The sequence below is a fragment of the Bacillus sp. JFL15 genome (genome assembly GCF_001184225.1).
GTDB lineage: Bacteria > Bacillota > Bacilli > Bacillales > Bacillaceae > Bacillus > Bacillus siamensis.
Genome location: NZ_KQ236689.1, coordinates 3682322 through 3703651, shown reverse-complemented (window position 1 = coordinate 3703651; position 21330 = coordinate 3682322). Strand labels below are relative to the sequence as shown.

The 21330-nt window shown below is 47.8% G+C and carries 23 protein-coding genes; 22 read left to right on the top strand and 1 reads right to left on the bottom strand.

Annotated features, from left to right (window positions below; translation table 11 throughout):
* Positions 1-44: 44 nt before the first annotated feature.
* The 21 genes from aroC to AD710_RS18005 all read left to right on the top strand — a co-directional run bounded on the left by aroC (position 45) and on the right by AD710_RS18005 (position 19955).
* Positions 45-1217, top strand: coding sequence for a chorismate synthase (aroC, locus tag AD710_RS18105; RefSeq protein WP_047475720.1), 1173 nt, complete (start codon positions 45-47; stop codon positions 1215-1217).
* Positions 1217-2305, top strand: a complete 1089-nt coding sequence (aroB, locus tag AD710_RS18100) for a 3-dehydroquinate synthase (RefSeq protein WP_049628697.1) — start codon at positions 1217-1219, stop codon at positions 2303-2305. The genes aroC and aroB overlap by 1 nt, the downstream gene beginning before the upstream one ends.
* Positions 2302-2685 (top strand): chorismate mutase, encoded by a 384-nt coding sequence (gene aroH / locus AD710_RS18095; protein ID WP_045510999.1) that lies wholly within the window; start codon positions 2302-2304, stop codon positions 2683-2685. The genes aroB and aroH overlap by 4 nt, the downstream gene beginning before the upstream one ends.
* A gap of 224 nt (positions 2686-2909) precedes the next feature.
* Positions 2910-4457, top strand: a complete 1548-nt coding sequence (gene trpE, locus AD710_RS18090) for an anthranilate synthase component I (RefSeq protein ID WP_049628696.1) — start codon at positions 2910-2912, stop codon at positions 4455-4457.
* Positions 4429-5445 carry an anthranilate phosphoribosyltransferase gene (gene trpD / locus AD710_RS18085; RefSeq protein WP_049628695.1) on the top strand — a complete coding sequence of 339 codons (1017 nt, stop codon included), beginning with the start codon at positions 4429-4431 and terminating at the stop codon, positions 5443-5445. The genes trpE and trpD overlap by 29 nt, the downstream gene beginning before the upstream one ends.
* On the top strand, positions 5438-6190 hold the full coding sequence (gene trpC, locus AD710_RS18080) for an indole-3-glycerol phosphate synthase TrpC (RefSeq protein ID WP_049628694.1): 753 nt from the start codon (positions 5438-5440) through the stop codon (positions 6188-6190). The genes trpD and trpC overlap by 8 nt, the downstream gene beginning before the upstream one ends.
* 4 nt (positions 6191-6194) lie before the next feature.
* Positions 6195-6848 (top strand): phosphoribosylanthranilate isomerase, encoded by a 654-nt coding sequence (locus AD710_RS18075; RefSeq protein ID WP_016939095.1) that lies wholly within the window; start codon positions 6195-6197, stop codon positions 6846-6848.
* A complete protein-coding gene (gene trpB, locus AD710_RS18070) occupies positions 6829-8031 on the top strand; it encodes a tryptophan synthase subunit beta (protein ID WP_016939094.1) in 1203 nt (400 codons plus the stop codon). Before AD710_RS18075 ends, trpB begins: the two co-directional genes overlap by 20 nt.
* Positions 8024-8821, top strand: a complete 798-nt coding sequence (trpA, locus tag AD710_RS18065; protein ID WP_049628693.1) for a tryptophan synthase subunit alpha — start codon at positions 8024-8026, stop codon at positions 8819-8821. The genes trpB and trpA overlap by 8 nt, the downstream gene beginning before the upstream one ends.
* Before the next feature lie 11 nt (positions 8822-8832).
* The gene (gene hisC, locus AD710_RS18060; RefSeq protein ID WP_049628692.1) at positions 8833-9915 is read left to right on the top strand and encodes a histidinol-phosphate transaminase; all 1083 of its coding nucleotides are present in this window, start codon (positions 8833-8835) and stop codon (positions 9913-9915) included.
* A gap of 51 nt (positions 9916-9966) precedes the next feature.
* Positions 9967-11082: a prephenate dehydrogenase gene (locus tag AD710_RS18055; protein ID WP_049628843.1), complete on the top strand. Its 1116-nt coding sequence runs from the start codon at positions 9967-9969 to the stop codon at positions 11080-11082.
* A gap of 11 nt (positions 11083-11093) precedes the next feature.
* Positions 11094-12380: a 3-phosphoshikimate 1-carboxyvinyltransferase gene (gene aroA / locus AD710_RS18050; RefSeq protein ID WP_049628691.1), complete on the top strand. Its 1287-nt coding sequence runs from the start codon at positions 11094-11096 to the stop codon at positions 12378-12380.
* 315 nt (positions 12381-12695) lie between these two features.
* Positions 12696-13967, top strand: coding sequence for a tetratricopeptide repeat protein (locus AD710_RS18045; protein WP_049628690.1), 1272 nt, complete (start codon positions 12696-12698; stop codon positions 13965-13967).
* Between the two features lie 73 nt (positions 13968-14040).
* The gene (locus tag AD710_RS18040; RefSeq protein WP_016939088.1) at positions 14041-14580 is read left to right on the top strand and encodes a ReoY family proteolytic degradation factor; all 540 of its coding nucleotides are present in this window, start codon (positions 14041-14043) and stop codon (positions 14578-14580) included.
* A 54-nt stretch (positions 14581-14634) separates the two neighbouring features.
* On the top strand, positions 14635-15081 hold the full coding sequence (locus AD710_RS18035; RefSeq protein ID WP_047475729.1) for a YpiF family protein: 447 nt from the start codon (positions 14635-14637) through the stop codon (positions 15079-15081).
* A 138-nt stretch (positions 15082-15219) separates the two neighbouring features.
* On the top strand, positions 15220-15723 hold the full coding sequence (locus tag AD710_RS18030; RefSeq protein WP_003153484.1) for a Rieske (2Fe-2S) protein: 504 nt from the start codon (positions 15220-15222) through the stop codon (positions 15721-15723).
* A 1-nt stretch (position 15724) separates the two neighbouring features.
* The gene (gene qcrB, locus AD710_RS18025) at positions 15725-16399 is read left to right on the top strand and encodes a menaquinol-cytochrome c reductase cytochrome b subunit (protein WP_003153485.1); all 675 of its coding nucleotides are present in this window, start codon (positions 15725-15727) and stop codon (positions 16397-16399) included.
* A 31-nt stretch (positions 16400-16430) separates the two neighbouring features.
* Entirely contained in the window at positions 16431-17198 is a 768-nt protein-coding gene (locus AD710_RS18020; protein WP_049628689.1) for a menaquinol-cytochrome c reductase cytochrome b/c subunit, read from the top strand.
* 107 nt (positions 17199-17305) lie between these two features.
* A complete protein-coding gene (locus AD710_RS18015; RefSeq protein ID WP_029575376.1) occupies positions 17306-17899 on the top strand; it encodes a lipoprotein heptaprenylglyceryl N-acetyltransferase LhaT in 594 nt (197 codons plus the stop codon).
* A gap of 67 nt (positions 17900-17966) precedes the next feature.
* Positions 17967-18749, top strand: a complete 783-nt coding sequence (ypjB, locus tag AD710_RS18010) for a sporulation protein YpjB (RefSeq protein WP_016939084.1) — start codon at positions 17967-17969, stop codon at positions 18747-18749.
* A gap of 30 nt (positions 18750-18779) precedes the next feature.
* Complete coding sequence (locus AD710_RS18005) at positions 18780-19955, top strand: oxalate decarboxylase family bicupin (protein WP_049628688.1); 1176 nt, start codon at positions 18780-18782, stop codon at positions 19953-19955.
* 23 nt (positions 19956-19978) lie between these two features.
* On the opposite strand, the gene AD710_RS18000 is transcribed toward AD710_RS18005, so the two are convergent.
* Complete coding sequence (locus tag AD710_RS18000; protein ID WP_016939082.1) at positions 19979-20851, bottom strand: YitT family protein; 873 nt, start codon at positions 20849-20851, stop codon at positions 19979-19981.
* 142 nt (positions 20852-20993) lie between these two features.
* Between AD710_RS18000 and AD710_RS17995 the strand changes: the two genes are divergently transcribed.
* Positions 20994-21329, top strand: a complete 336-nt coding sequence (locus AD710_RS17995; RefSeq protein ID WP_003153495.1) for a nucleotide pyrophosphohydrolase — start codon at positions 20994-20996, stop codon at positions 21327-21329.
* Position 21330: the final 1 nt, after the last annotated feature.

Below are 21330 nucleotides of genomic sequence, written 5' to 3'. Positions count from 1 at the left end.
AGTTTTACTTAAAAGCGTTAATGTGATGAAGGGAGAAGAACGAAATGAGATACTTAACAGCCGGAGAATCACACGGTCCGCAGCTGACGACCATTATAGAAGGTGTGCCTGCGGGGCTTTATATAACTGAGGAAGACATTAATTTTGAGCTTGCCAGACGCCAAAAAGGGCACGGGCGCGGACGGCGCATGCAGATTGAAACGGACAGAGCGAAGATTACGAGCGGCGTGCGGCATGCCCGGACACTCGGTTCACCCATTGCGCTCGTTGTAGAAAATAAAGACTGGACCCACTGGACAAAAATCATGGGTGCTGCACCGATTACAGAAGAAGAAGAAAGTGAAATGAAACGCCAGATTTCAAGACCGAGACCGGGGCACGCGGATTTAAACGGCGCCATTAAGTACAATCACCGCGATATGAGAAATGTGTTAGAACGATCTTCCGCGCGTGAGACAACGGTTCGCGTGGCTGCCGGAGCCGTCGCTAAAAAGATTTTAGCGGAGCTTGGCATTACAGTGGCCGGACATGTTTTGCAAATCGGCGGGGTCAAAGCCGAGAAGACCGACTACACATCCATTGAAGATCTCAAGCGGGTAACGGAAGAATCACCGGTCAGATGCTACGATGAAGAAGCAGGCCGTCAAATGATGGCAGCCATTGATGAAGCGAAGGCAAACGGCGACTCAATCGGCGGAATCGTTGAAGTGATTGTTGAAGGCATGCCGGTCGGTGTCGGAAGCTATGTCCATTATGACCGTAAACTGGACAGCAAGCTCGCCGCTGCCGTTCTGTCGATCAATGCTTTTAAAGGGGTCGAGTTCGGCATCGGTTTTGAAGCGGCCGGCAAAAACGGCAGTGATGTTCATGATGAAATCGTGTGGGATGAAGAGAAAGGCTACACACGCGCCACAAATAGGCTCGGAGGATTAGAAGGCGGTATGACGACAGGAATGCCGATTGTCGTCCGCGGTGTTATGAAACCGATCCCGACTTTATATAAGCCGCTGAAAAGCGTTGATATTGAAACGAAAGAGCCGTTCTCAGCGAGCATTGAACGTTCAGACAGCTGCGCGGTTCCTGCGGCAAGCGTCGTGGCTGAAGCGGCAGTGGCCTGGGAAATCGCAAATGCCGTCGTAGAACAATTCGGCCTCGACCAGATCGACCGCATTAAAGAAAATGTTGAAAACATGAAGAAACTATCGAGGGAATTCTAATGAAGGAGCTTGAGGTTCGGACGGCTTCCTCCGCATATCCCGTGTATATCGGTGAAGGCATCAGGAAACAGGCCGCTGCACTTTTGACTTCACTGAACAGGCCGCTGACAAAAATCCTGCTCGTCATCGACGCTGAAGTCGACCGGCTTTACGGTGATGAGATGTTCCGGCTTCTAAACGAAACATGGCCCGTAAAAAAAGTGATCGTCCCGAGCGGAGAAGAAGCGAAGTCTCTGAAAGAGTATGAACGGATTCAATCGGAAGCGATCGCCTTCCATATGGACCGCTCTTCATGTATGATCGCCTTCGGAGGCGGTGTGACGGGTGATTTGGCCGGCTTTTGCGCAGCGACTTTTATGCGCGGAATTGATTTCATCCAAATGCCGACGACACTGCTTGCCCATGACAGCGCGGTCGGCGGCAAGGTGGCCGTCAATCATAAACTCGGAAAGAATTTAATCGGAGCGTTCTATCAGCCGAAAGCGGTGATTTATGATACGGAGCTTCTGAAAACCCTGCCGGAACAAGAGCTGAGATCAGGTATGGCTGAGGTGATAAAACATGCGTTTATCGCCGATCACGCTTTTTTAGAAAAGCTTCTCACGCTTGATACGTTAAACGGACTGACAAGCGCTGAGCTGAATGAAATGATTTATAAAGGAATTTCAATCAAATCGGCCGTTGTGCGTGAGGACGAAAAGGAAGAGGGGATAAGAGCTTTTCTGAATTTCGGACATACGCTCGGCCACGCCGTTGAGGCGGAATACGGCTACGGCCGAATTACACATGGAGATGCGGTCGCCCTCGGCATGCAGTTTGCCCTTTACGTGAGTGAACAAGTTGCGGGTTGCAAGATGAACAGAAAAGAACTCACGCAATGGCTGGTTGGGCTCGGCTACCCGGGAAGCATCAGACAAGATATTGCAACATCGGTTCTCTCCGCCAGGATGATGAATGACAAAAAAACGCGCGGAGGCATGACTCAGTTCATCGTATTGAAGGAATTAGGCGAAGCACAGGACTGTATGCTTTCAAAAGATGAGCTTGAAAATTTGCTGAACAAATGGCGAATGGAGGAAACAGCATGATGATACGCGGCATTCGCGGAGCAACAACGGTGGAACAAGACACCGAACAAGAAATTTTAGAAAAAACACAGCAGCTGCTTGAAAAAATCATTGAACAAAATGGATGCAAGCCGGAAGACGTCGTGCAGATCCTGTTATCCGCCACGCCTGACATCCATTCCGTATTTCCGGCAAAAGCGGTCCGCCGCCTTTCCGGGTGGCAGTACGTCCCGGTAACATGCATGCAGGAAATGGATGTCGCAGGCGCTTTGAAAAAGTGTATCCGTGTCCTGATGACGGTTCAGACGGATACGCCTCAAGATGAAATCAAGCATGTCTATTTAGAAAAAGCCGTTGTGTTAAGACCGGATTTATCATTGACAAAAAATACTGACATGTAATACGATAAAAAAAGCTTAGAAATACACAAGAGTGTGTATAAAGCTTAGAAGTCAGTTGATGAAACAGTTGAGTTTAGAATAGGGTAGCAGAGAATGAGTTTAGCTGAGCTGAGATAAACACGTTTTTATTCTGCCCAAAAGAAGCCTTTCTTTTGGGTTTATTTCTTATACGCAAGACCCCTCTCACTCCTCATCTCATTCTCCTTACCGTAAGGAGGAGAATCATGAATTTACAATCGGATGTTTCTTTATTTTTAAAGGACAGTCTGACACACCGCACCATTCCAATCGCAGAGACTTTTACGGTCGATACGATCACACCCATTCAGATGGTTGAAAAACTGGACAGAAACATTACGTATTTGCTGGAAAGCAAGGATGAGTCGTCAAGCTGGTCAAGATACTCTTTTATCGGTCTCGATCCTTTTATCACGATTAAAGAGAGTCATCACACATTCACTGCCGCTGATCCGAAAGGGCTTACGCTGTTTGAAGCCGGAGATTTAAAAGCCGTGCTTGACTGGATGAATGAAAGCTTCCGCATTAAAACGCCCGATCTTGATATCCCGTTTTCGGGAGGGGCGGTCGGTTATCTGAGCTATGACATGATTCCTTTAATTGAGCCTACCGTGCCAAGCCATGCAAAAGAAACAGATTTAGAAAAATGCATGCTGTTTGTCTGCCGGAAAATCATCGCGTACGACCATGAAACGAAACAAGTGCATTTCATTCAATATGCGGCGCTTAACGGCCGGGAGACGGAAGAAGAAAAAAGGGCCGTTTTTAAAGAAAATTGCGCGGAGCTTCGCGAGCTTATCGGTATTTTGACAGAACCGAAAGATATGAAAGAGCCGTTTTTTTCAAAAGGTACATTTGAAACACCGAGCTTTGCCAATGTGACATCCAATAATACGAAAGAAGAGTTTATGGCCGGCGTTAATAAACTGAAAGAATATATAAAAGCGGGAGATATTTTTCAAGGAGTGCTGTCGCAAAAGTTTGAGATCCCGGTATCCAGACATTCCTTTGAGCTGTACAGGGTGCTCCGCATCGTCAACCCTTCACCTTATATGTACTATATTAAACTGCCGGACAGAGACATTGTCGGGAGTTCGCCTGAACGCCTGATCCGTGTGCATGACAGACATCTGGAAATACATCCGATCGCCGGAACGAGAAAAAGGGGAGCCGGAAAAGAAGAGGACGAACGCCTGAAAAAAGAGCTGATGAATGACGAAAAAGAAAAAGCTGAACATTACATGCTTGTCGATCTGGCGCGCAATGATATCGGCAGAGTCGCGGAGTATGGTTCCGTAACCGTTCCGGAATTCACGAAGATCGTTTCTTTTTCACATGTGATGCACATCATCTCCGTTGTAACCGGCCGTTTAAAACAGGGGGTCCATCCGGTTGATGCACTGATGTCGGCATTCCCGGCAGGAACACTCTCGGGCGCTCCGAAAATCCGCGCGATGCAGATTTTAAATGAATTAGAACCGACTTCCAGAGAAACTTACGGGGGATGTATCGCTTATATCGGATTTGACGGATCGATTGATTCTTGTATTACCATCCGTACCATGAGTGTCAAAAACGGTACGGCGTCCGTGCAGGCGGGCGCGGGAATAGTCGCTGATTCCGTCCCGGAAGCCGAATATGAAGAGAGCTGCAACAAAGCGGGGGCGCTGTTAAAAACGATTCAAATCGCAGAAGACATCTTTTCTGGCGGGGAGGAGAAGACGGATGAACAAATTTCTGCAATCGTGCGTTAATGGCGGCACGCTGAAAACCGGAGAAGCCGAAAAGCTGATGGAAATGATGATGAACGGAGACATGTCGCAGTCTGAAATCGGCGGAATCTTATCGGTATTAGCCCACCGCGGCGAAACGGCGGAGGAGCTCGCCGGATTTGTAAAAGTGATGCGGGCCCGTGCACAGACGGCAGATGGCCTGGAGGATGTTGTTGATACGTGCGGAACAGGCGGAGACGGGGTTTCTACGTTTAACATATCAACGGCAGCAGCGATTACAGCCTCTGCCGCCGGAGCCAAAGTTGCCAAGCACGGAAATCGTTCCGTGTCGTCTAAGAGCGGCAGCGCGGATGTGCTGGAAAAACTGGGTGTTTCCATTCAAGCCACCCCTGACAGTGTCAAACACAGTATTGAGACGAAGCAAATGGGTTTTTTGTTTGCCCCGCTGTTTCATTCGTCAATGAAGCACGTCGCCGCTGTGAGAAAAGAGCTGGGCTTCCGAACCGTGTTTAACCTGCTTGGCCCGCTCAGCAACCCGATGCAGGCGAAACGGCAGGTGATCGGCGTCTATTCATCTGAAAAAGCGCGCCTGATGGCAAGCGCTTTGGAACAATTTGAAGTCAGGCACGTCATGCTTGTGTCGGCGCGTGACGGGTTAGATGAACTGTCCGTCACAGCACCGACCGATGTCATTGAGCTGAAAAACGGTGAACGTCTGGAATATGCGGTATCACCTGAACAATTCGGTTTTAAAGAAGGTTCGCTGAAAGATATTCAAGTGAGCTCAGCGGAAGAAAGCGCGCATCTCATTCAGAATATTTTTGCAAATGAAGCTCCGTCGTCCGCTCTGCACATTACAGCCTTAAATGCGGGAGCGGCCATTTATACGGCAGGTCTCGCAAACGATCTGAAAGAAGGAGCAAACATCGCTTTAGAAACGATTCAAAACGGAGATGCCAAAAGGCAGCTCGAACGTCTGAAACAGAAAGAGGAAGAATTATATGCTTGATCAAATCATTCAGCAGAAAAAAGAAGAAATCAAATCCATTGTGCTGCCGGAAACCTGTCAAATTGAACGGAGATCTTTTAAGGAAGCGCTCCTGAATCCGAATCGTTTTATCGGGCTGATCGCTGAAGTGAAAAAAGCGTCGCCGTCTAAAGGACTGATTAAAGAGCATTTTGTTCCGGAAGAGATTGCGGCGGATTATGAAGCAGCCAAAGCCGACGCCCTTTCTGTTCTGACGGATACCCGTTTTTTTCAGGGAAGAAATCACTTTTTGACAGATGTTAAAAAAAACGTTTCTCTTCCCGTATTAAGAAAGGATTTTATTATTGACTCCCTGCAGGTGGAGGAATCGTACCGGCTCGGTGCTGATGCGATTTTGCTGATCGGTGAAGCGCTGGAACCTTCAAAGCTTCATGAGCTTTACCTGGAAGCACGTGGGAAGGGCATGGACGTTCTTGTGGAAGTCCATGATGAAACCGTGCTTGAACGGATTTTACAGGTGTTTCAGCCGGACATTCTCGGCATTAACAACCGGGACTTAAAAACGTTCCGTACTTCGGTTTCGCAAACGGAAAAAATAGCGCAGTTTGTGCCGGACGGTTGTCTGCTGGTCAGTGAAAGCGGGATCGGCTCTTTGGCTGACCTGCAATTCGTCAACAAGCACGGGGCGCAGGCTGTATTGATCGGAGAATCCTTAATGAGAGAGGATTCACAGCAAAAGGCGATCCGAGGGCTGTTCGGGGAGTGAGGGTATGAAAAAGCCTGAATTAAAGTACTGCGGAATACGATCGAAGCGTGACTATGAGCTTGCGGCAGCCTCAGAAGCGGATTACCTGGGATTTATTTTTGCCGCAAGCAAACGGAAGGTCACCCCGGCTGATGTCCGGAAATGGAAACAAGAGATCCGGACAGACAAGAAACATGTCGGAGTTTTTGTGAATGAAACGATAGAAAACATCGCGCAAACCGCTTCTGATCTGTCCCTTGACGTTATCCAGCTTCACGGTGATGAATCGCCTGAGGATGCCCGCCGTCTCCGTCCTCTTGTGCGTTCTGAGATATGGAAAGCGCTCCATCACGGAGAAAGCACGCTCCGTCAGATGGCTCAATTTGCATCTGCCGTCGACGGCTATGTCATTGATTCTTCAGTCAAAGGCATGAGGGGCGGGACGGGAATCGCGTTTTCGTGGAAGCGTGTCCCTTTGTACCGGGAGCAGGCTCAAAAAGCAAACAAGCGCTGTTTTATTGCGGGCGGCGTTAATCCTGAAACGATTACCGGCTTACTGAAATCACGCCCGTGCGGTATAGATCTTGCCAGCGGAATTGAAAAAAACGGACAAAAGGATCAAACACTGATCCGGCTTTTAGAAGAAAGGATGAACCATTATGTATCCATATCCAAATGAAATCGGAAGATACGGCGAATTTGGCGGCAAGTTTGTCCCTGAAACATTAATGCGGCCCCTCGAAGAAATCGAAACGGCTTTCAAAGAATTAAAGAATGATCCCGTTTTTCATGCCGAATATCAAAAACTATTGTTTGATTACTCAGGCAGACCGACGGCATTAACGTTTGCAGACAGGGTGTCGGAGTATTTGGGCGGGGCAAAAATCTATCTGAAAAGGGAAGATTTAAACCATACCGGTTCCCATAAAATAAACAACGCGTTAGGCCAGATTCTGCTTGCCAAAAAGATGGGCAAAACGAAAATCATTGCCGAAACCGGTGCGGGACAGCACGGTGTTGCCGCCGCGACAGCCGCCGCAAAATTCGGTTTTGAGTGCACGGTTTTTATGGGTGAAGAGGACGTTGCGCGCCAGTCGCTGAACGTATTCCGAATGAAGCTGCTCGGCGCAAAAGTGGTGCCGGTCTCAAGCGGAAACGGCACGCTGAAAGATGCGACGAATGAGGCGATCAGATATTGGGTCCAGCATTGTGAAGATCATTTCTACCTAATCGGTTCTGTTGTAGGCCCGCATCCGTATCCTTACATCGTTCGCGAGTTTCAGAAAATCATCGGCGAGGAAGCGAAAGAACAGCTCCGTAAAGCCGAAGGAACGCTCCCGGATAAGGTTGTTGCATGTGTCGGCGGCGGAAGCAATGCGATGGGCATTTTTCAGGCCTTTTTAGACGAAGATACTGAGCTGATCGGCGCCGAGGCTGCCGGAAAAGGAATTGATACACCGCTGCATGCGGCAACGATTGCAAAAGGGAGGCTCGGGGTGATTCACGGTTCGATGACCTATTTAATACAAGATGCATACGGGCAGATTATCGAACCGTATTCTATTTCAGCAGGCCTTGATTACCCGGGGATCGGGCCGGAGCATGCCTATCTGCATAAAAGCGGCCGTGTAACGTACGAAAGTGTGACAGATGATGAAGCGATCGCCGCGCTGCGTCTGCTTTCTGAAACAGAAGGCATACTTCCGGCTATTGAATCTGCACACGCTTTAGCAAAAGCGTTTGAAATGGCAAAAGACATGGATAAAGATAAAATCATTCTCGTCAGTTTGTCGGGAAGGGGAGATAAAGACGTTCATACGCTGATGAATGTTTTGGAAAACGAGGTGGAGACACATGTTTAATCTGCATGATTCTGAAAAACTATTTATCCCTTTTATTACAGCTGGCGATCCGCTTCCTGACATTTCAGTTGAACTGGCAAAGTCATTGCAGAATGCAGGCGCCTCAGCCCTTGAAATCGGCGTCCCGTACACAGATCCGCTCGCCGACGGCCCGGTTATTCAGCGGGCTTCAAAACGGGCTCTGGAAAACGGAATGAATATCGTAAAAGCCATTGAACTTGGCGGCAAAATGAAAAAAAACGGCGTTCATATTCCAATTATCCTCTTTACGTATTATAATCCTGTGTTACAATTAGAAAAAGAATACTTTTTCGCTTTACTGCGGGAAAACGACATAGACGGTCTGCTTGTTCCGGATCTTCCGTTAGAGGAAAGCGCCCTTTTACAAACGGCATGCAAAAAGGAGAACATCGCTTATATCTCGCTGGTTGCGCCGACAAGTGAAAACCGACTGAAAATAATTACTGAACAGGCCGGCGGCTTTGTGTACTGCGTATCCTCTTTAGGAGTGACAGGCGTACGCAGAGAATTCGATTCGTCTGTATACTCTTTTATCCGAAAAGTGAAAGAATTCAGCTCCGTTCCGGTTGCGGTCGGTTTTGGCATTTCAAGCCGCAGACAGGTTGAGGAGATGAATGAAATATCAGACGGTGTCGTTGTCGGAAGCGCGCTCGTTAAAAAAGTTGAAGAGCTTGAAACAAAGCTTGTGAACCCCGGCACAAGAGCCGATGCGCTTCTTGAATTTGAAGACTACGCAAAGACGTTCGGACGACTGTACAGTGTAAAATGAGGTGACTGGATTTGCAGATTAAAGAACAGCTGCGGCAGCTGAAACCGTATCAGCCGGGCAAACCAATAGAAGAAGTGAAAATGGAATACGGGCTTGAGAAAGTAGTGAAGCTCGCTTCTAACGAAAATCCGTTCGGCTGTTCACAGGCCGCTAAAGATGCGCTGCATCAGGAGATTGAGCAACTCGCGCTGTATCCCGACGGTTACAGTGCCGCTTTGAGAACGCGGCTCAGTGAGCATCTGCAGGTCAGTGAATCTTCGATCATTTTCGGCAACGGCTCAGATGAGCTTGTGCAGATTATCTGCCGTTCTTTATTAAATGATCAGACAAACACGATTACCGCCGCTCCGACTTTTCCGCAATACAGACACAATGCGGTGATTGAGGGCGCTGAAGTGCGTGAAGTGCCGCTCCGCAGCGACGGTGCTCATGATTTGGATCGGATGCTGGAAGCAATTGACGGCAAGACGAAAGTCATATGGGTGTGCAATCCGAATAATCCGACGGGGACGTATACTTCCGAACGGGAATTAATTTCCTTTTTAGACAGAGTTCCCGAGGAAATCCTCGTTGTACTTGATGAAGCGTACTATGAGTATGTCACGGCGGAAGATTACCCTGAAAGCATTCCGCTTTTAAAGCAATATCCGAATGTCATGATCCTCCGCACATTTTCTAAAGCGTACGGACTTGCCGCGCTGCGCGTCGGATACGGCATTGCGGACGAAGCGCTGATCCGCCAGATTGAGCCGGCGAGAGAGCCGTTCAATACGAGCAGAATCGGTCAGGCTTCGGCACTGGCTGCGCTTGATGACCAGGCATTTATTAAGGAATGTGTCGAAAAAAATAAAGCCGGTCTTAAGCAGTATTATGATTTTGCCGAAACCCACGGTTTAACATGTTATCCTTCACAAACCAACTTTGTGCTCATTGATTTTAACCGCCCGGCGGATGAACTGTTCCAGGCCCTGCTGGAAAAAGGATATATCGTCCGCTCGGGACAGGCGCTCGGATTTCCGACAGCGTTAAGGATTACGGTCGGTACGAAAGAGCAGAATGAGGAAATTCTGACAACTTTAGCTGAAATATTATAAGAGGTGATCAAGCATCACCTCTTTGCTCTATTAAACTAGATGAAAAAGGAAATGAGTGAAATGAAGGATACTATATTGCTTGCGGGGATCGGGCTGATCGGCGGATCGATCGCATTGGCCATCAAAAAGGAGCATCCGCATAAACGGATTATCGGCGTGGATATTTCGGAAGAACAGCTCACTGCCGCGCTGAAGCTCGGGATTATTGACGAGCGGGCCGGCTCATTTACGGAAGGGGCGCAGCAAGCATCAGTTATCATTATCGCCACGCCCGTCGCCCAAACGCTGAAAATGCTTGATATGCTGGCCGCCTCGGGCATCACCCATGAACTCTTGATTACGGATGTGGGGAGCACAAAACAGAAAGTCGTCCGCTACGCCGACAAAGTGCTTCCGGCTCACTATCAATTTGTCGGCGGCCACCCGATGGCGGGGTCTCATAAATCAGGGGCAGCTGCCGCCAAAGAATTTTTATTCGAAAACGCGTTTTACATTTTAACACCGGGAAAATCAACTTCTAAACAGTCAGTAACGCATCTGAAGGAGCTTCTGAAAGCGGCAAACGCCCACTTTGTGGAGATGACGCCTGAGGAGCATGACGGCGTGACGAGCGTCATCAGTCATTTCCCTCATATCGTTGCTGCCAGTCTCGTACATCAGGCTCACCGTTCTGAAGAAGATTACCCGCTTTTGAAGCGTTTCGCGGCCGGCGGTTTCCGGGATATTACAAGAATAGCCTCCAGCAGTCCGGCGATGTGGAGAGACATTCTCCTTCACAACAAAGATAAGCTGCTTGACCGCTTCAAAGAGTGGAAACGGGAGATTGACACGATCGAATCTTACGTAGAAAATGAAGATGCGGACAACCTGTTCGGTTACTTTAAAAAAGCGAAGGATTACCGCGACGGCCTGCCGATCCGTCAAAAAGGGGCGATCCCGTCCTTTTATGACCTTTATGTCGATGTTCCCGATCATCCGGGGGTCATTTCGGAGGTTACGGCGATATTGGCTGATGAACAAATCAGCATCACCAACATCCGCATTATCGAAACGAGAGAAGATATTAACGGAATTCTGAGAATCAGTTTCCAGACGGATGAGGACCGCAAGCGGGCGGAAATCTGCATTCAATCCCGCGCCAATTATGACACATTTTACGCTGACTGAGGTGGAAAACATTGAAAAGAGAAAAAGTGACATCTTTAAACGGTGAAATTCATATTCCGGGGGATAAATCTATCTCCCACCGTTCTGTTATGTTCGGAGCGCTTGCAGAAGGAACGACAACGGTAAAAAACTTTTTGCCGGGAGCCGATTGCCTGAGCACGATTGCCTGCTTCAGAAAAATGGGTGTCTCCATTGAACAGAACGGAGGTGATGTAACGATACACGGGAACGGCATTGACGCACTTTATGAGCCTGACAGCCTTCTTGATGTCGGAAATTCCGGCACGACCATCCGCCTGATGCTCGGCATTTTAGCCGGACGCCCATTTCACAGTACGGTAGCGGGCGATGAAAGTATTGCAAAGCGCCCGATGAAGAGGGTGACGGAGCCTTTAAAACAGATGGGTGCCGTGATTGACGGAAGAGCGGACGGAGAATTTACGCCGTTATCTGTAAGAGGCGGACAATTAAAAGGCATCGATTATGTGTCTCCCGTTGCAAGCGCGCAGATCAAATCTGCCGTGCTGCTTGCCGGATTACAGGCAGAAGGAACGACGACCGTTACCGAGCCTCATAAATCAAGAGATCATACAGAACGGATGCTGAACGCATTTGGCGCTGAGCTTGCGGAAACAGAGACGAGCGCTTCCGTAACTGGCGGTCAGCGGCTTCGGGCAGCTGATATTTTCGTACCTGGGGATATCTCTTCAGCGGCCTTTTTCCTCGCGGCCGGGGCTGCCGTTCCAGGAAGCCGGATTGTGCTGAAAAATGTCGGGCTTAACCCGACGCGCACAGGGATTATTGATGTCTTAAAGCAAATGGGGGCTTCACTTGAAGTGATTCCGTCAGAAGCGGACAGCGCGGAGCCGTACGGAGATCTTGTTATCGAAGCGTCAGCTCTGAAAGCGGCAGAAATCGGCGGAGAAATCATTCCCCGTTTAATTGACGAGATACCGATTATCGCCCTTTTGGCAACGCAGGCTGAAGGCACAACGGTCATTAAAGACGCGGCGGAGCTGAAAGTGAAGGAAACGAACCGGATCGACACCGTTGTATCAGAGCTCCGGAAAATCGGTGCAGACATTGAAGCGACTGAAGACGGCATGAAAATCCGCGGCAAAAAGACACTCGCGGGCGGCGTCAGTGTATCAAGCCACGGCGACCACCGCATCGGCATGATGCTCGGTATCGCCTCATGTCTGACGGAAGAGCCGATTGACATTCGTGATACAGATGCGATCCGCGTCTCCTATCCGACATTCTTTGAGCATTTAGATCAATTAGCCAAAAAAGCCTGAAGACGATTCTTCGGGCTTTTTTCTTCATGTGTCATAAAGTCATGAGCTTTGACATAGCTTGTCTTAAACAGGAAAAATAACAGGAAGGGGGGATGCGTTTCGTTACAGAAACAGCCGGATCAAACCGCGCTGTTTGCGTATAAAGATGGCACCCCCTTTTTTGCCGTTTTCCTCCTCGCCATTTTTTGATAAACTATAATGCCGGGTGAAGCATCTTATTTGCGGGCAGACCCTGTCTGAATTATGATAAGAATAACCCGAATAAACCCTTTTCATTGGTTGATGAGGTATAGGAAAAGAAAGGACCGGTCTGATTTGAATACATTGATTCAAGATGCCATAAAATTAGTTGAAGCAGGTGAAACCGAAAAGGGACTCGAAGCGCTTTCAAAAGCTGAAACGCAGCTTCATGACGAAGACAAAGCCATTGCAGCCCAGCTCTACTATGAATGGGGAAACGCAGAGAAAGCGTTAACGCTGATCAGTGATCTGCATGACCTTTATCCGGATGAGTCTGAGCTGACGAATTTTTACGCCGAATTGTTAATAGATATTGATGAAGAAGAAAAAGCTCTTGAGGTGCTGGAGACAATATCACCAGAAGACCCGTCTTACGCGGAAAGCCTTCTTTTGATGGCTGATCTGTATCAGATGCAGGGCTTATTTGAAGTAAGTGAGCAAAAGCTGTTACAGGCGAAAGCAATGTTAAAAGATGAACCTGTTATTGATTTTGCTCTGGGAGAATTGTACTTTACCCAAGGGTCATACGCAAAAGCCGTTCCCTATTACGAAGAGACGGCAAAAGAGCGGAAAGAAATCGGCGGTGTAAATGTTCATCAAAGGCTGGCCGAGTCATTGAGCGCGGCGGGTGAATTTGAAGAAGCGATTTCATGGTATGAAAAAGCGGCAGCAGAACATACAGAACCGAATACGATTTTCGGGTACGGCTTCACAGCCTATCAGGCGGGAATGGTCAAAACCGCCATTAAGCAGCTTTCTGATTTAAAAGGGCTTGATCCTTCTTATTCATCGCTTTATATGCCGCTTGCAAAAAGCTACGAGGCAGAGGGCATGTATGAAGATGCATTAAAAACCGCTAAAGAAGGTATTACTTACGATGAATACAATAAAGAGCTTTTTCTCTATGCGGCGAAAATGGCGTTAAAGCTCGGGAACGAAGACGAAGGCAAAAAGCTTCTTCAGGAAGCGCTGGCGCTCGATCCAGGTTATGTGGAAGCGCTCCATACGCTTTTAGCCGTCTATCATAAAGAAGAAAGCTATGAAGAGATTATTGATCTGATTCAGGAAGTCCGCGGCTACGGCGAAGAAGATCCGAAATACAATTGGTATTTGGCGGGCGCCTATACGGGTCTGGAGCAATATGACGAAGCGAAAAAAAGCTTCGAAGCTGCGTACCTCCATTACCGGGAGGATCGGGATTTCTTATATGAATACGCTCACTTCTTATTGGAAGAGGGTCTCCAGAAAGAAGCGCTGCCGCTTTTAAAACAAGTGCTTTCAATGGATGGAACAAACGAAGAGCTTGAAGAAACAATCTTACGGATAGAGGACGAATTTTTGAAATAAGCAGGATTTTGAACCATGCTTGCTGAATGTATAAGTGATGTCAGATTATACGATCGATAGAGGAGGGAATTACATGCAGACCCCTGTTTCTGTCAATGAAAAAAAGGATTTTATCCGTTGGTTTTTAAATCATTATCAGCTTAAACGCCGGGAGTGCGTCTGGATTTTAAATTATTTAATGAGTCATGATACATTAATGGAGAAGGTCCATTTTGTAGAACAAGCTGAATTTTGTCCGAGAGGCATTATCATGTCTACGCATTGCGTTGATGAGGTGCCGTTTAGGTTTTACAAAGAAAATGTCATGACCACGGACGCAGAAAAATCTTTTCACGACATCCGGCTGAATAAGCAGCAGGATTTATTTATCCAGCTGAATTTCCGTTCGGCTTACAGCTCGCCTGAATATGCTGCTGTTCTTGAATTAAATCCGCATCTGCCGAAAGAACTGTTTGAAAATAAACAGGATCAGGGGATGGCCGAAAAAATATTAGAACATGCCATATCCACTTTCCAGCGGGAAAAGCTGCTTAAAGATATCGACGAGGCGCTGGACCGCCACGACAAAGAAACATTTGAAAAGCTTTCCCGCCAATTGAATCAGCTCACATAAATGACAGCCTTGCAGAATATGCAAGGCTTGTTGCGTAAGGAGGAGGAACCAGACATGAGATGGAGGGCCGCTGATGCCGATGTCTTTTTGCAATCTGCAGATTACATTGATACCGCTGTCATTCCGTTAATTTCCATAACATCTGCAGGAGGCTTAAAAGAGGCCGTTGAACGGGGGGAGAGCACCCAATTGCTTTCTGAAGAGCTTGAGCGCCAGTTGAAGGGACGGGTATATTTATTCCCCTCTTATACATATGTTGATATAGATCAATCACAGATCGCCCTGCTTCAAAAATTCAAAGAAGAGGTGATGACCAGCTTCCGGCATGCCTTGTTTCTGACGGCAGACGAAAAATGGAAGGACTCTGAAATAGGATCTGATGTCATCTACATACCTGCAGTCCCGTTTGAACATATGAAAGACTCTTTAAAGAGAAAAATAGCGGATGATAAGTGCGGGGAAATTTTGAACGTTTTGTTACAGAAGTGGAACAATTCCTAAAAACTCCAGACATCCCGCAAAACAGCCATTTTGCCTCTGTTGACCTTGCTGAAAGATTCATATATTATGAGGGTGTCAAATCTCAGAATTATTTTCTATTTTAGTTAATTTTTGGTCAATCTTTTAGGGGGGGAAGAGATGGGCGGAAAACAAGATATATCAAGAAGGCAATTTTTAAACTATGCGCTCACCGGCGTGGGGGGATTTATGGCGGCCAGTGCGCTTATGCCTATGGTCCGTTTTGCGCTGGACCCGGTATTAAAACCGACCGGAGATCAAAAAATGGTGCAGGTTGTCAGCGTCGATGAACTGACGAAGGAGCCGAAACGGTTTGACTTTAAAATTCATCAGGTCGACGCTTGGTACGAATCGGAAGAATCCAGATCAGCCTGGGTCTACAAGCATGGCGATGAAATTATAGCGCTTTCGCCGATCTGCAAGCATTTAGGCTGCACCGTAAACTGGAACAATGATCCTAAAAATCCGAACAAATTCTTTTGTCCCTGCCATTACGGGCTGTATGAAAAAGACGGCACGAACGTTCCGGGCACGCCGCCGCTCGCGCCTCTTGACCGTTATGAGCAAAAAGTAAAGGACGGCTTTTTGTATCTTGGAAAAGCAAAGCCTAGGGGGGAAGGGTGACATGCTGAACAAAATTTATGACTGGGTGGACGAACGTCTCGATATTACGCCGATGTGGCGGGATATCGCCGACCATGAAGTGCCGGAACATGTGAATCCAGCTCACCATTTCTCGGCTTTTGTCTATTGTTTCGGCGGATTGACGTTTTTTGTAACCGTTATCCAAGTGCTGTCCGGGATGTTTTTAACGATGTATTATGTGCCGGATATTAAAAACGCGTGGGAATCTGTGTATTATTTGCAGAATGAAGTCGCTTTCGGACAGATTGTAAGGGGTATGCATCATTGGGGGGCAAGTTTAGTCATCGTGATGATGTTTTTACATACGCTGCGGGTTTTCTTTCAGGGAGCTTATAAAAAGCCTCGGGAATTGAACTGGATCGTCGGTGTTCTGATCTTTTTTGTGATGCTTGGTCTCGGTTTTACGGGGTATCTGCTTCCGTGGGACATGAAGGCGCTGTTTGCGACAAAGGTAGGTCTTCAGATTGCGGAGGCGACGCCGTTGATCGGAGCGCAGGTGAAAACCCTTCTTGCCGGCCACCACGATATTGTCGGCGCCCAAACGCTGACGAGATTCTTTGCGATTCACGTGTTTTTTCTCCCTGCCGCTTTGTTTGCGCTCATGGGCGCCCACTTTGTCATGATTCGCAAGCAGGGAATTTCAGGACCGCTTTAATACAGATCTGATATAAAAGGGAGGGGATGACATGCACCGGGGGAAAGGAATGAAGTTTGTAGGAGATTCAAGGATTCCGGCTGAAAAAAAACCGAATATACCGAAAGACTATTCAGAGTATCCGGGAAAGACAGAGGCGTTCTGGCCGAACTTCCTGCTGAAGGAATGGATGGTCGGAGCCGTTTTCCTCGTCGGATTTCTCGTTTTGACGATAGTGCACGAGCCGCCTTTGGAACGGGTTGCGGACCCGACGGATACGGGATATATACCGCTGCCGGATTGGTATTTTCTATTTTTATACCAGCTTTTAAAATATGAATATGCCGCGGGGAGCTACACCGTTATCGGCGCGATGATTATACCGGGGCTTGCCTTCGGGTCGCTTCTTTTGGCTCCGTTTCTCGACAAGGGAACTGAAAGAAGGCCGTGGAAGCGTCCGGTTGCGGTCGGCATGATGCTTTTGGCGCTTTGCGCTACGGTCTTTTTAACGTGGCAGTCAGTCGCGACGCATGACTGGGCGAAGGCGGAGGAGCAAGGGAAAATCAAAAAAGAAGCCGCCATTGATACCGAATCAGACGGTTATAAAGTATTTAAAGAACAGGGCTGTATTTCCTGTCACGGGGATAATCTTCAAGGCGGAGGCGCCGGTCCGTCCCTGGTCGATAACGGGCTGAGCCCGGAAGAAATTAAAAAGATCGCCGTCAAAGGGAAAGGGCAGATGCCAGCCGGTATTTTTAAAGGGAATGATAAACAGCTTGATCAGCTGGCGAAGTTCATTTCTGAAACGACCTCGAAATAACATATTGTGAAGCGGACAATAGCAGGATATACTTTTATGAAAAGAGCTGACCGGATGTCAGCTTTTTTTGCATGATACATATTTTTTAAGGACTGAGAGTTGATCGTATGAGGTGGATTTCTTATCTTTTAGGACGGCGCGGCATGCTTCTGCTTGCTCTTGCCGTTAATTTTATCGGTACCGCGTACGGCTATTATTGGTATTTGCCGCAGCTTGCGGACACGCCGTTCCGTTTTCTGATATTTGTGCCTGACAGCCCGACGGCGACATTTTTCTTCCTGTTCGTGCTTTTGGCATTTCTTATGAGAAGAAACGCGCCGCTGTTTGAAGCGCTTGCGCTTGTAACCCTTGTAAAATACGGGCTGTGGGCGGTCGGAATGAATATCTTTGTGCTGATTAAAATGGGGCAGATGCCTTGGGAAGGGTACATGCTGATTGCTTCACATTTCGCCATGGCGGTTCAAGGTGTTTTATACAGCCCGTATTTTCGGTTCCGGTTATGGCATCTTGCCGTTGCCGCTGTTTGGACGCTTCATAATGACGTCATTGATTATCTTTTCGGCATGATGCCCCGCTATTCAATGCTCAGTGCTTATATGCAAGAGATCGGCTATGCCACATTCTGGCTGAGCCTGTTTTCACTCGGTCTTGCATACGTTTTGGTGATTTCCAAAAGGCGGATAAAGCTTGACTTACACTGATAGAATCTTGGTCTAACCTTGTCCCGCTCTTCATATTCTGTAAAGAGAAGGAGTGGGAGGGACCTCTATGAAACGAAAGCTGACAATCTGTCTTTTGCTTGCTCTTATGTGTTTCATCACAACTGCTAAAGCTGAAGGTGAGGGCGGTCTCAAGGAACTGAACGACCTTTCGGATACCGTTTTCCAGATGACGAGGCATTCGCAGTATGATGAGGCCCTGCAAGTGCTTGGCTACTTTAAGAAAAAAATGACACACGTAAACTCACTGACCGGCGCCGAAGTCAGGCAGGTGACTCTGGGCTGTAATGATTTAGAGCGCGCCTTGAAACAGGCGGATGCCTCAGATTCCGAAAAAATTCGCGCAGCCGCTCAGTTCAGGCTTGTAATGGATGCGATGGAAGACCACTCCGATCCGCTGTGGGGTTCGCTTGAAAGACCGATTATGGCGACATTCAGCGCCTTAAAAGAAGATGTCAGCGGGAACGGAAGTGAGAATTTCAATGAAAAGTGGAATGAATTTATATCATTATATGATTTAATTTATCCCAGCCTGACAATGGATGTGTCAGCCGGCCAGCTTGATACGGTGGCGAAACATATCGAGGTGATTGAGCAGGAAGGGTTTCAGCAGATGACAAAAGGAACAAAGCTTGAGCGTCTGACGCTTCTGCAGCAGGATTTAAAACGTGTATTTGACAAGGTGGAGCGGGATGACGCTGATCCTTCGCTGCTCTGGGTCATTCTGACAACAGGCGGTATCATTATTACTGCGCTGACATATGTCGGCTACCGAAAATACAGAGCGGAAAAAAAGAAAGAGAAAAAGCGTGAATATCCTAAGTCTAAATAAACACAAATTGCTGTAAAGGAGCTAAAGCCAGTGAAAAAACTCATCCAGCAATTGGTTTCAAAACACCTCCCGCAGCCGATCAGAGGCAGAAAAGGGGCGACTGATGAAGGACCGCGGAACCTCGCGCGTGACTTCCAGAATCCTGATATGCTCGTTCCGCCTTCAACGGATGCGGGAACGGTCCAAAACTTGAAATTCTCTTTTTCTGATACGCATATGAGGCTTGAAGACGGCGGATGGTCGAGAGAAGTGACGGTCAGGGAACTGCCGGTGTCCAAAAACATCGCGGCGGTGAACATGAGACTGAAACCGGGAGCTGTGCGGGAACTTCATTGGCATAAAGAAGCCGAATGGGGATACGTGATAAACGGAGAAGTCCGTTTAACCGCAGTCGACCAAAACGGGCGGAATTTTATTGACAACGTCAGTGAAGGGGATTTGTGGTATTTTCCTTCCGGCATCCCTCATTCCATTCAAGGGATGGAGCAGGGCAGTGAGTTTTTGCTTGTCTTTGATGACGGCTCTTTTTCAGAAAACAGCACCTTTTCAGTAACGGACTGGTTTGCCCACACCCCGCGCAGCGTGCTGGAGGCGAACTTCGGTGTTCCCGGATATGACTTGGCCTACATTCACAAGAGAGAGCGTTACATGTTCCAGCTGGAACCGCCTCCCCCGATTGAACAGGCAGCCGTTTCTTCCCCGGAAGGCACCGTTTTGGAGCCGTTCAGCTACAAGCTCTCCCGGCAGGAGCCTCTTGTTACCAGCGGGGGAAGAGTCAAGATCGTCGATTCAAAAACGTTTAAGGTGTCAAAAACGATTGCCGCCGCTCTTGTGGAAGTCGAACCCGGAGGCATGAGAGAATTACATTGGCATCCGAATACGGACGAGTGGCAGTATTATCTTTCGGGAGAAGCGAAAATGACGGTGTTTGCGGCGGAGGGAAGAGCGCGGACATTTAACTATCAAGCGGGTGACGTGGGATATGTTCCTTTTGCGATGGGGCATTATGTCCAGAATATCGGTGACACCGTGCTTCGCTTTCTGGAAATTTTCAAAAGCGACCGTTTTGAAGACGTATCCCTAAACCAATGGCTGGCACTGACGCCGCAGCGCTTCGTCGAGCAGACGCTCAATGTCAGTCCGGCATTCGCCCGCCGATTGAAAAAGAAAAAATCACCGGTTGTCAAATGGAAACACGAACAGTAAAGGCGGCAAAAGCCGCCTTTTTATTATCGTCTGATCGGATTTTTATTTTCATCAAGCGTAAATCCTTCTCCGAGTACATCATGGACGTCGCTTACGGCAACAAAGGCGTGCGGGTCAACAGAAGTGATGACGCTTTTCAAAAGCACAATTTCGTTTTTCGGAACGACGCAGTAAAGAACGTCTCTGTCTTCTTTTGTGTATGATCCCTGCCCTTTTAAAACGGTGACGCCGCGGTCCATCTCATCTATGATCTTTTGCTGGATCAAATCGTTTTTCGAAGAAATAATCGTTGCCCCTTTTGCCGCATAGCCGCCTTCCTGTATAAAATCAATCAATCGCGCAGCGACAAAAACGGCTACAAGCGTGTACATCGCTTCCTTGTAAGAAAGATACGTAAACAAAGAAAGCAAAATGACGCAGGCATCAAAGGCAAACATCGTCCGGCCCATCGGGATTCCGAAAAACTTATTGATCAGCCTGGCGATGATATCGACCCCGCCCGTCGTGCCTCCGTATTTAAAAATAATGCCGAGACCCGCGCCGATAAATACACCCGCGAACAAGGCCGCCAGAGCTAAATCATGCGACAGCGGCATATGAATTTCGTAACGCTGAAAAATACTCAGAAAAACTGAGAGAGAGACGGTGCCGATCAGGGTATAGACAAACATCGTCCGGCCGAGCATGCGCCAGCCGATGAAAAAGATAGGAATGTTTAATACCAGGTTGGAAATAGAAGGGCTGATGTGGAATAACGCATATAAGAGCAGCGTAATGCCGGTAAATCCGCCTTCCGCCAAATTGTTCTGCATATTAAAGTGAACCAGTCCGAATGAAAAAACAGCGGCGCCGATTAAAATAAAGCAAATATTTTTGATTCTGATTTCTCCAAGCATTGCATCAAACCCCTTTTCCTTCCATTAGATTGCGTAAATATTATAGTGGATACAAAAGAAAACAGCAAACTGCCGTTTTTAACATTTGTCAAATGTACTTGAATTAGCTAACATGGAAGAGATGACAGGAGGTATTCGCACAGTGAGTGACAAAACGATGAAAGACTTACAAGCTGAGGTCGATGAATATATCGGCCAATTCAAAGAAGGCTATTTCAGCCCGCTTGCCATGATGGCCCGTCTCACCGAAGAACTGGGCGAACTCGCAAGAGAAGTCAACCATTACTATGGGGAAAAGCCGAAGAAAACGACGGAAAATGAGAAAAGCATGGAAGAGGAAATGGGCGACGTGCTGTTCGTCCTGATCTGCCTCGCCAATTCCCTTGATATTTCATTGGAGGAAGCTCATAACCGCGTGATGCATAAATTTAATACACGGGATAAAGACCGCTGGACGAGAAAAGAAGAAGGAAAGTAGG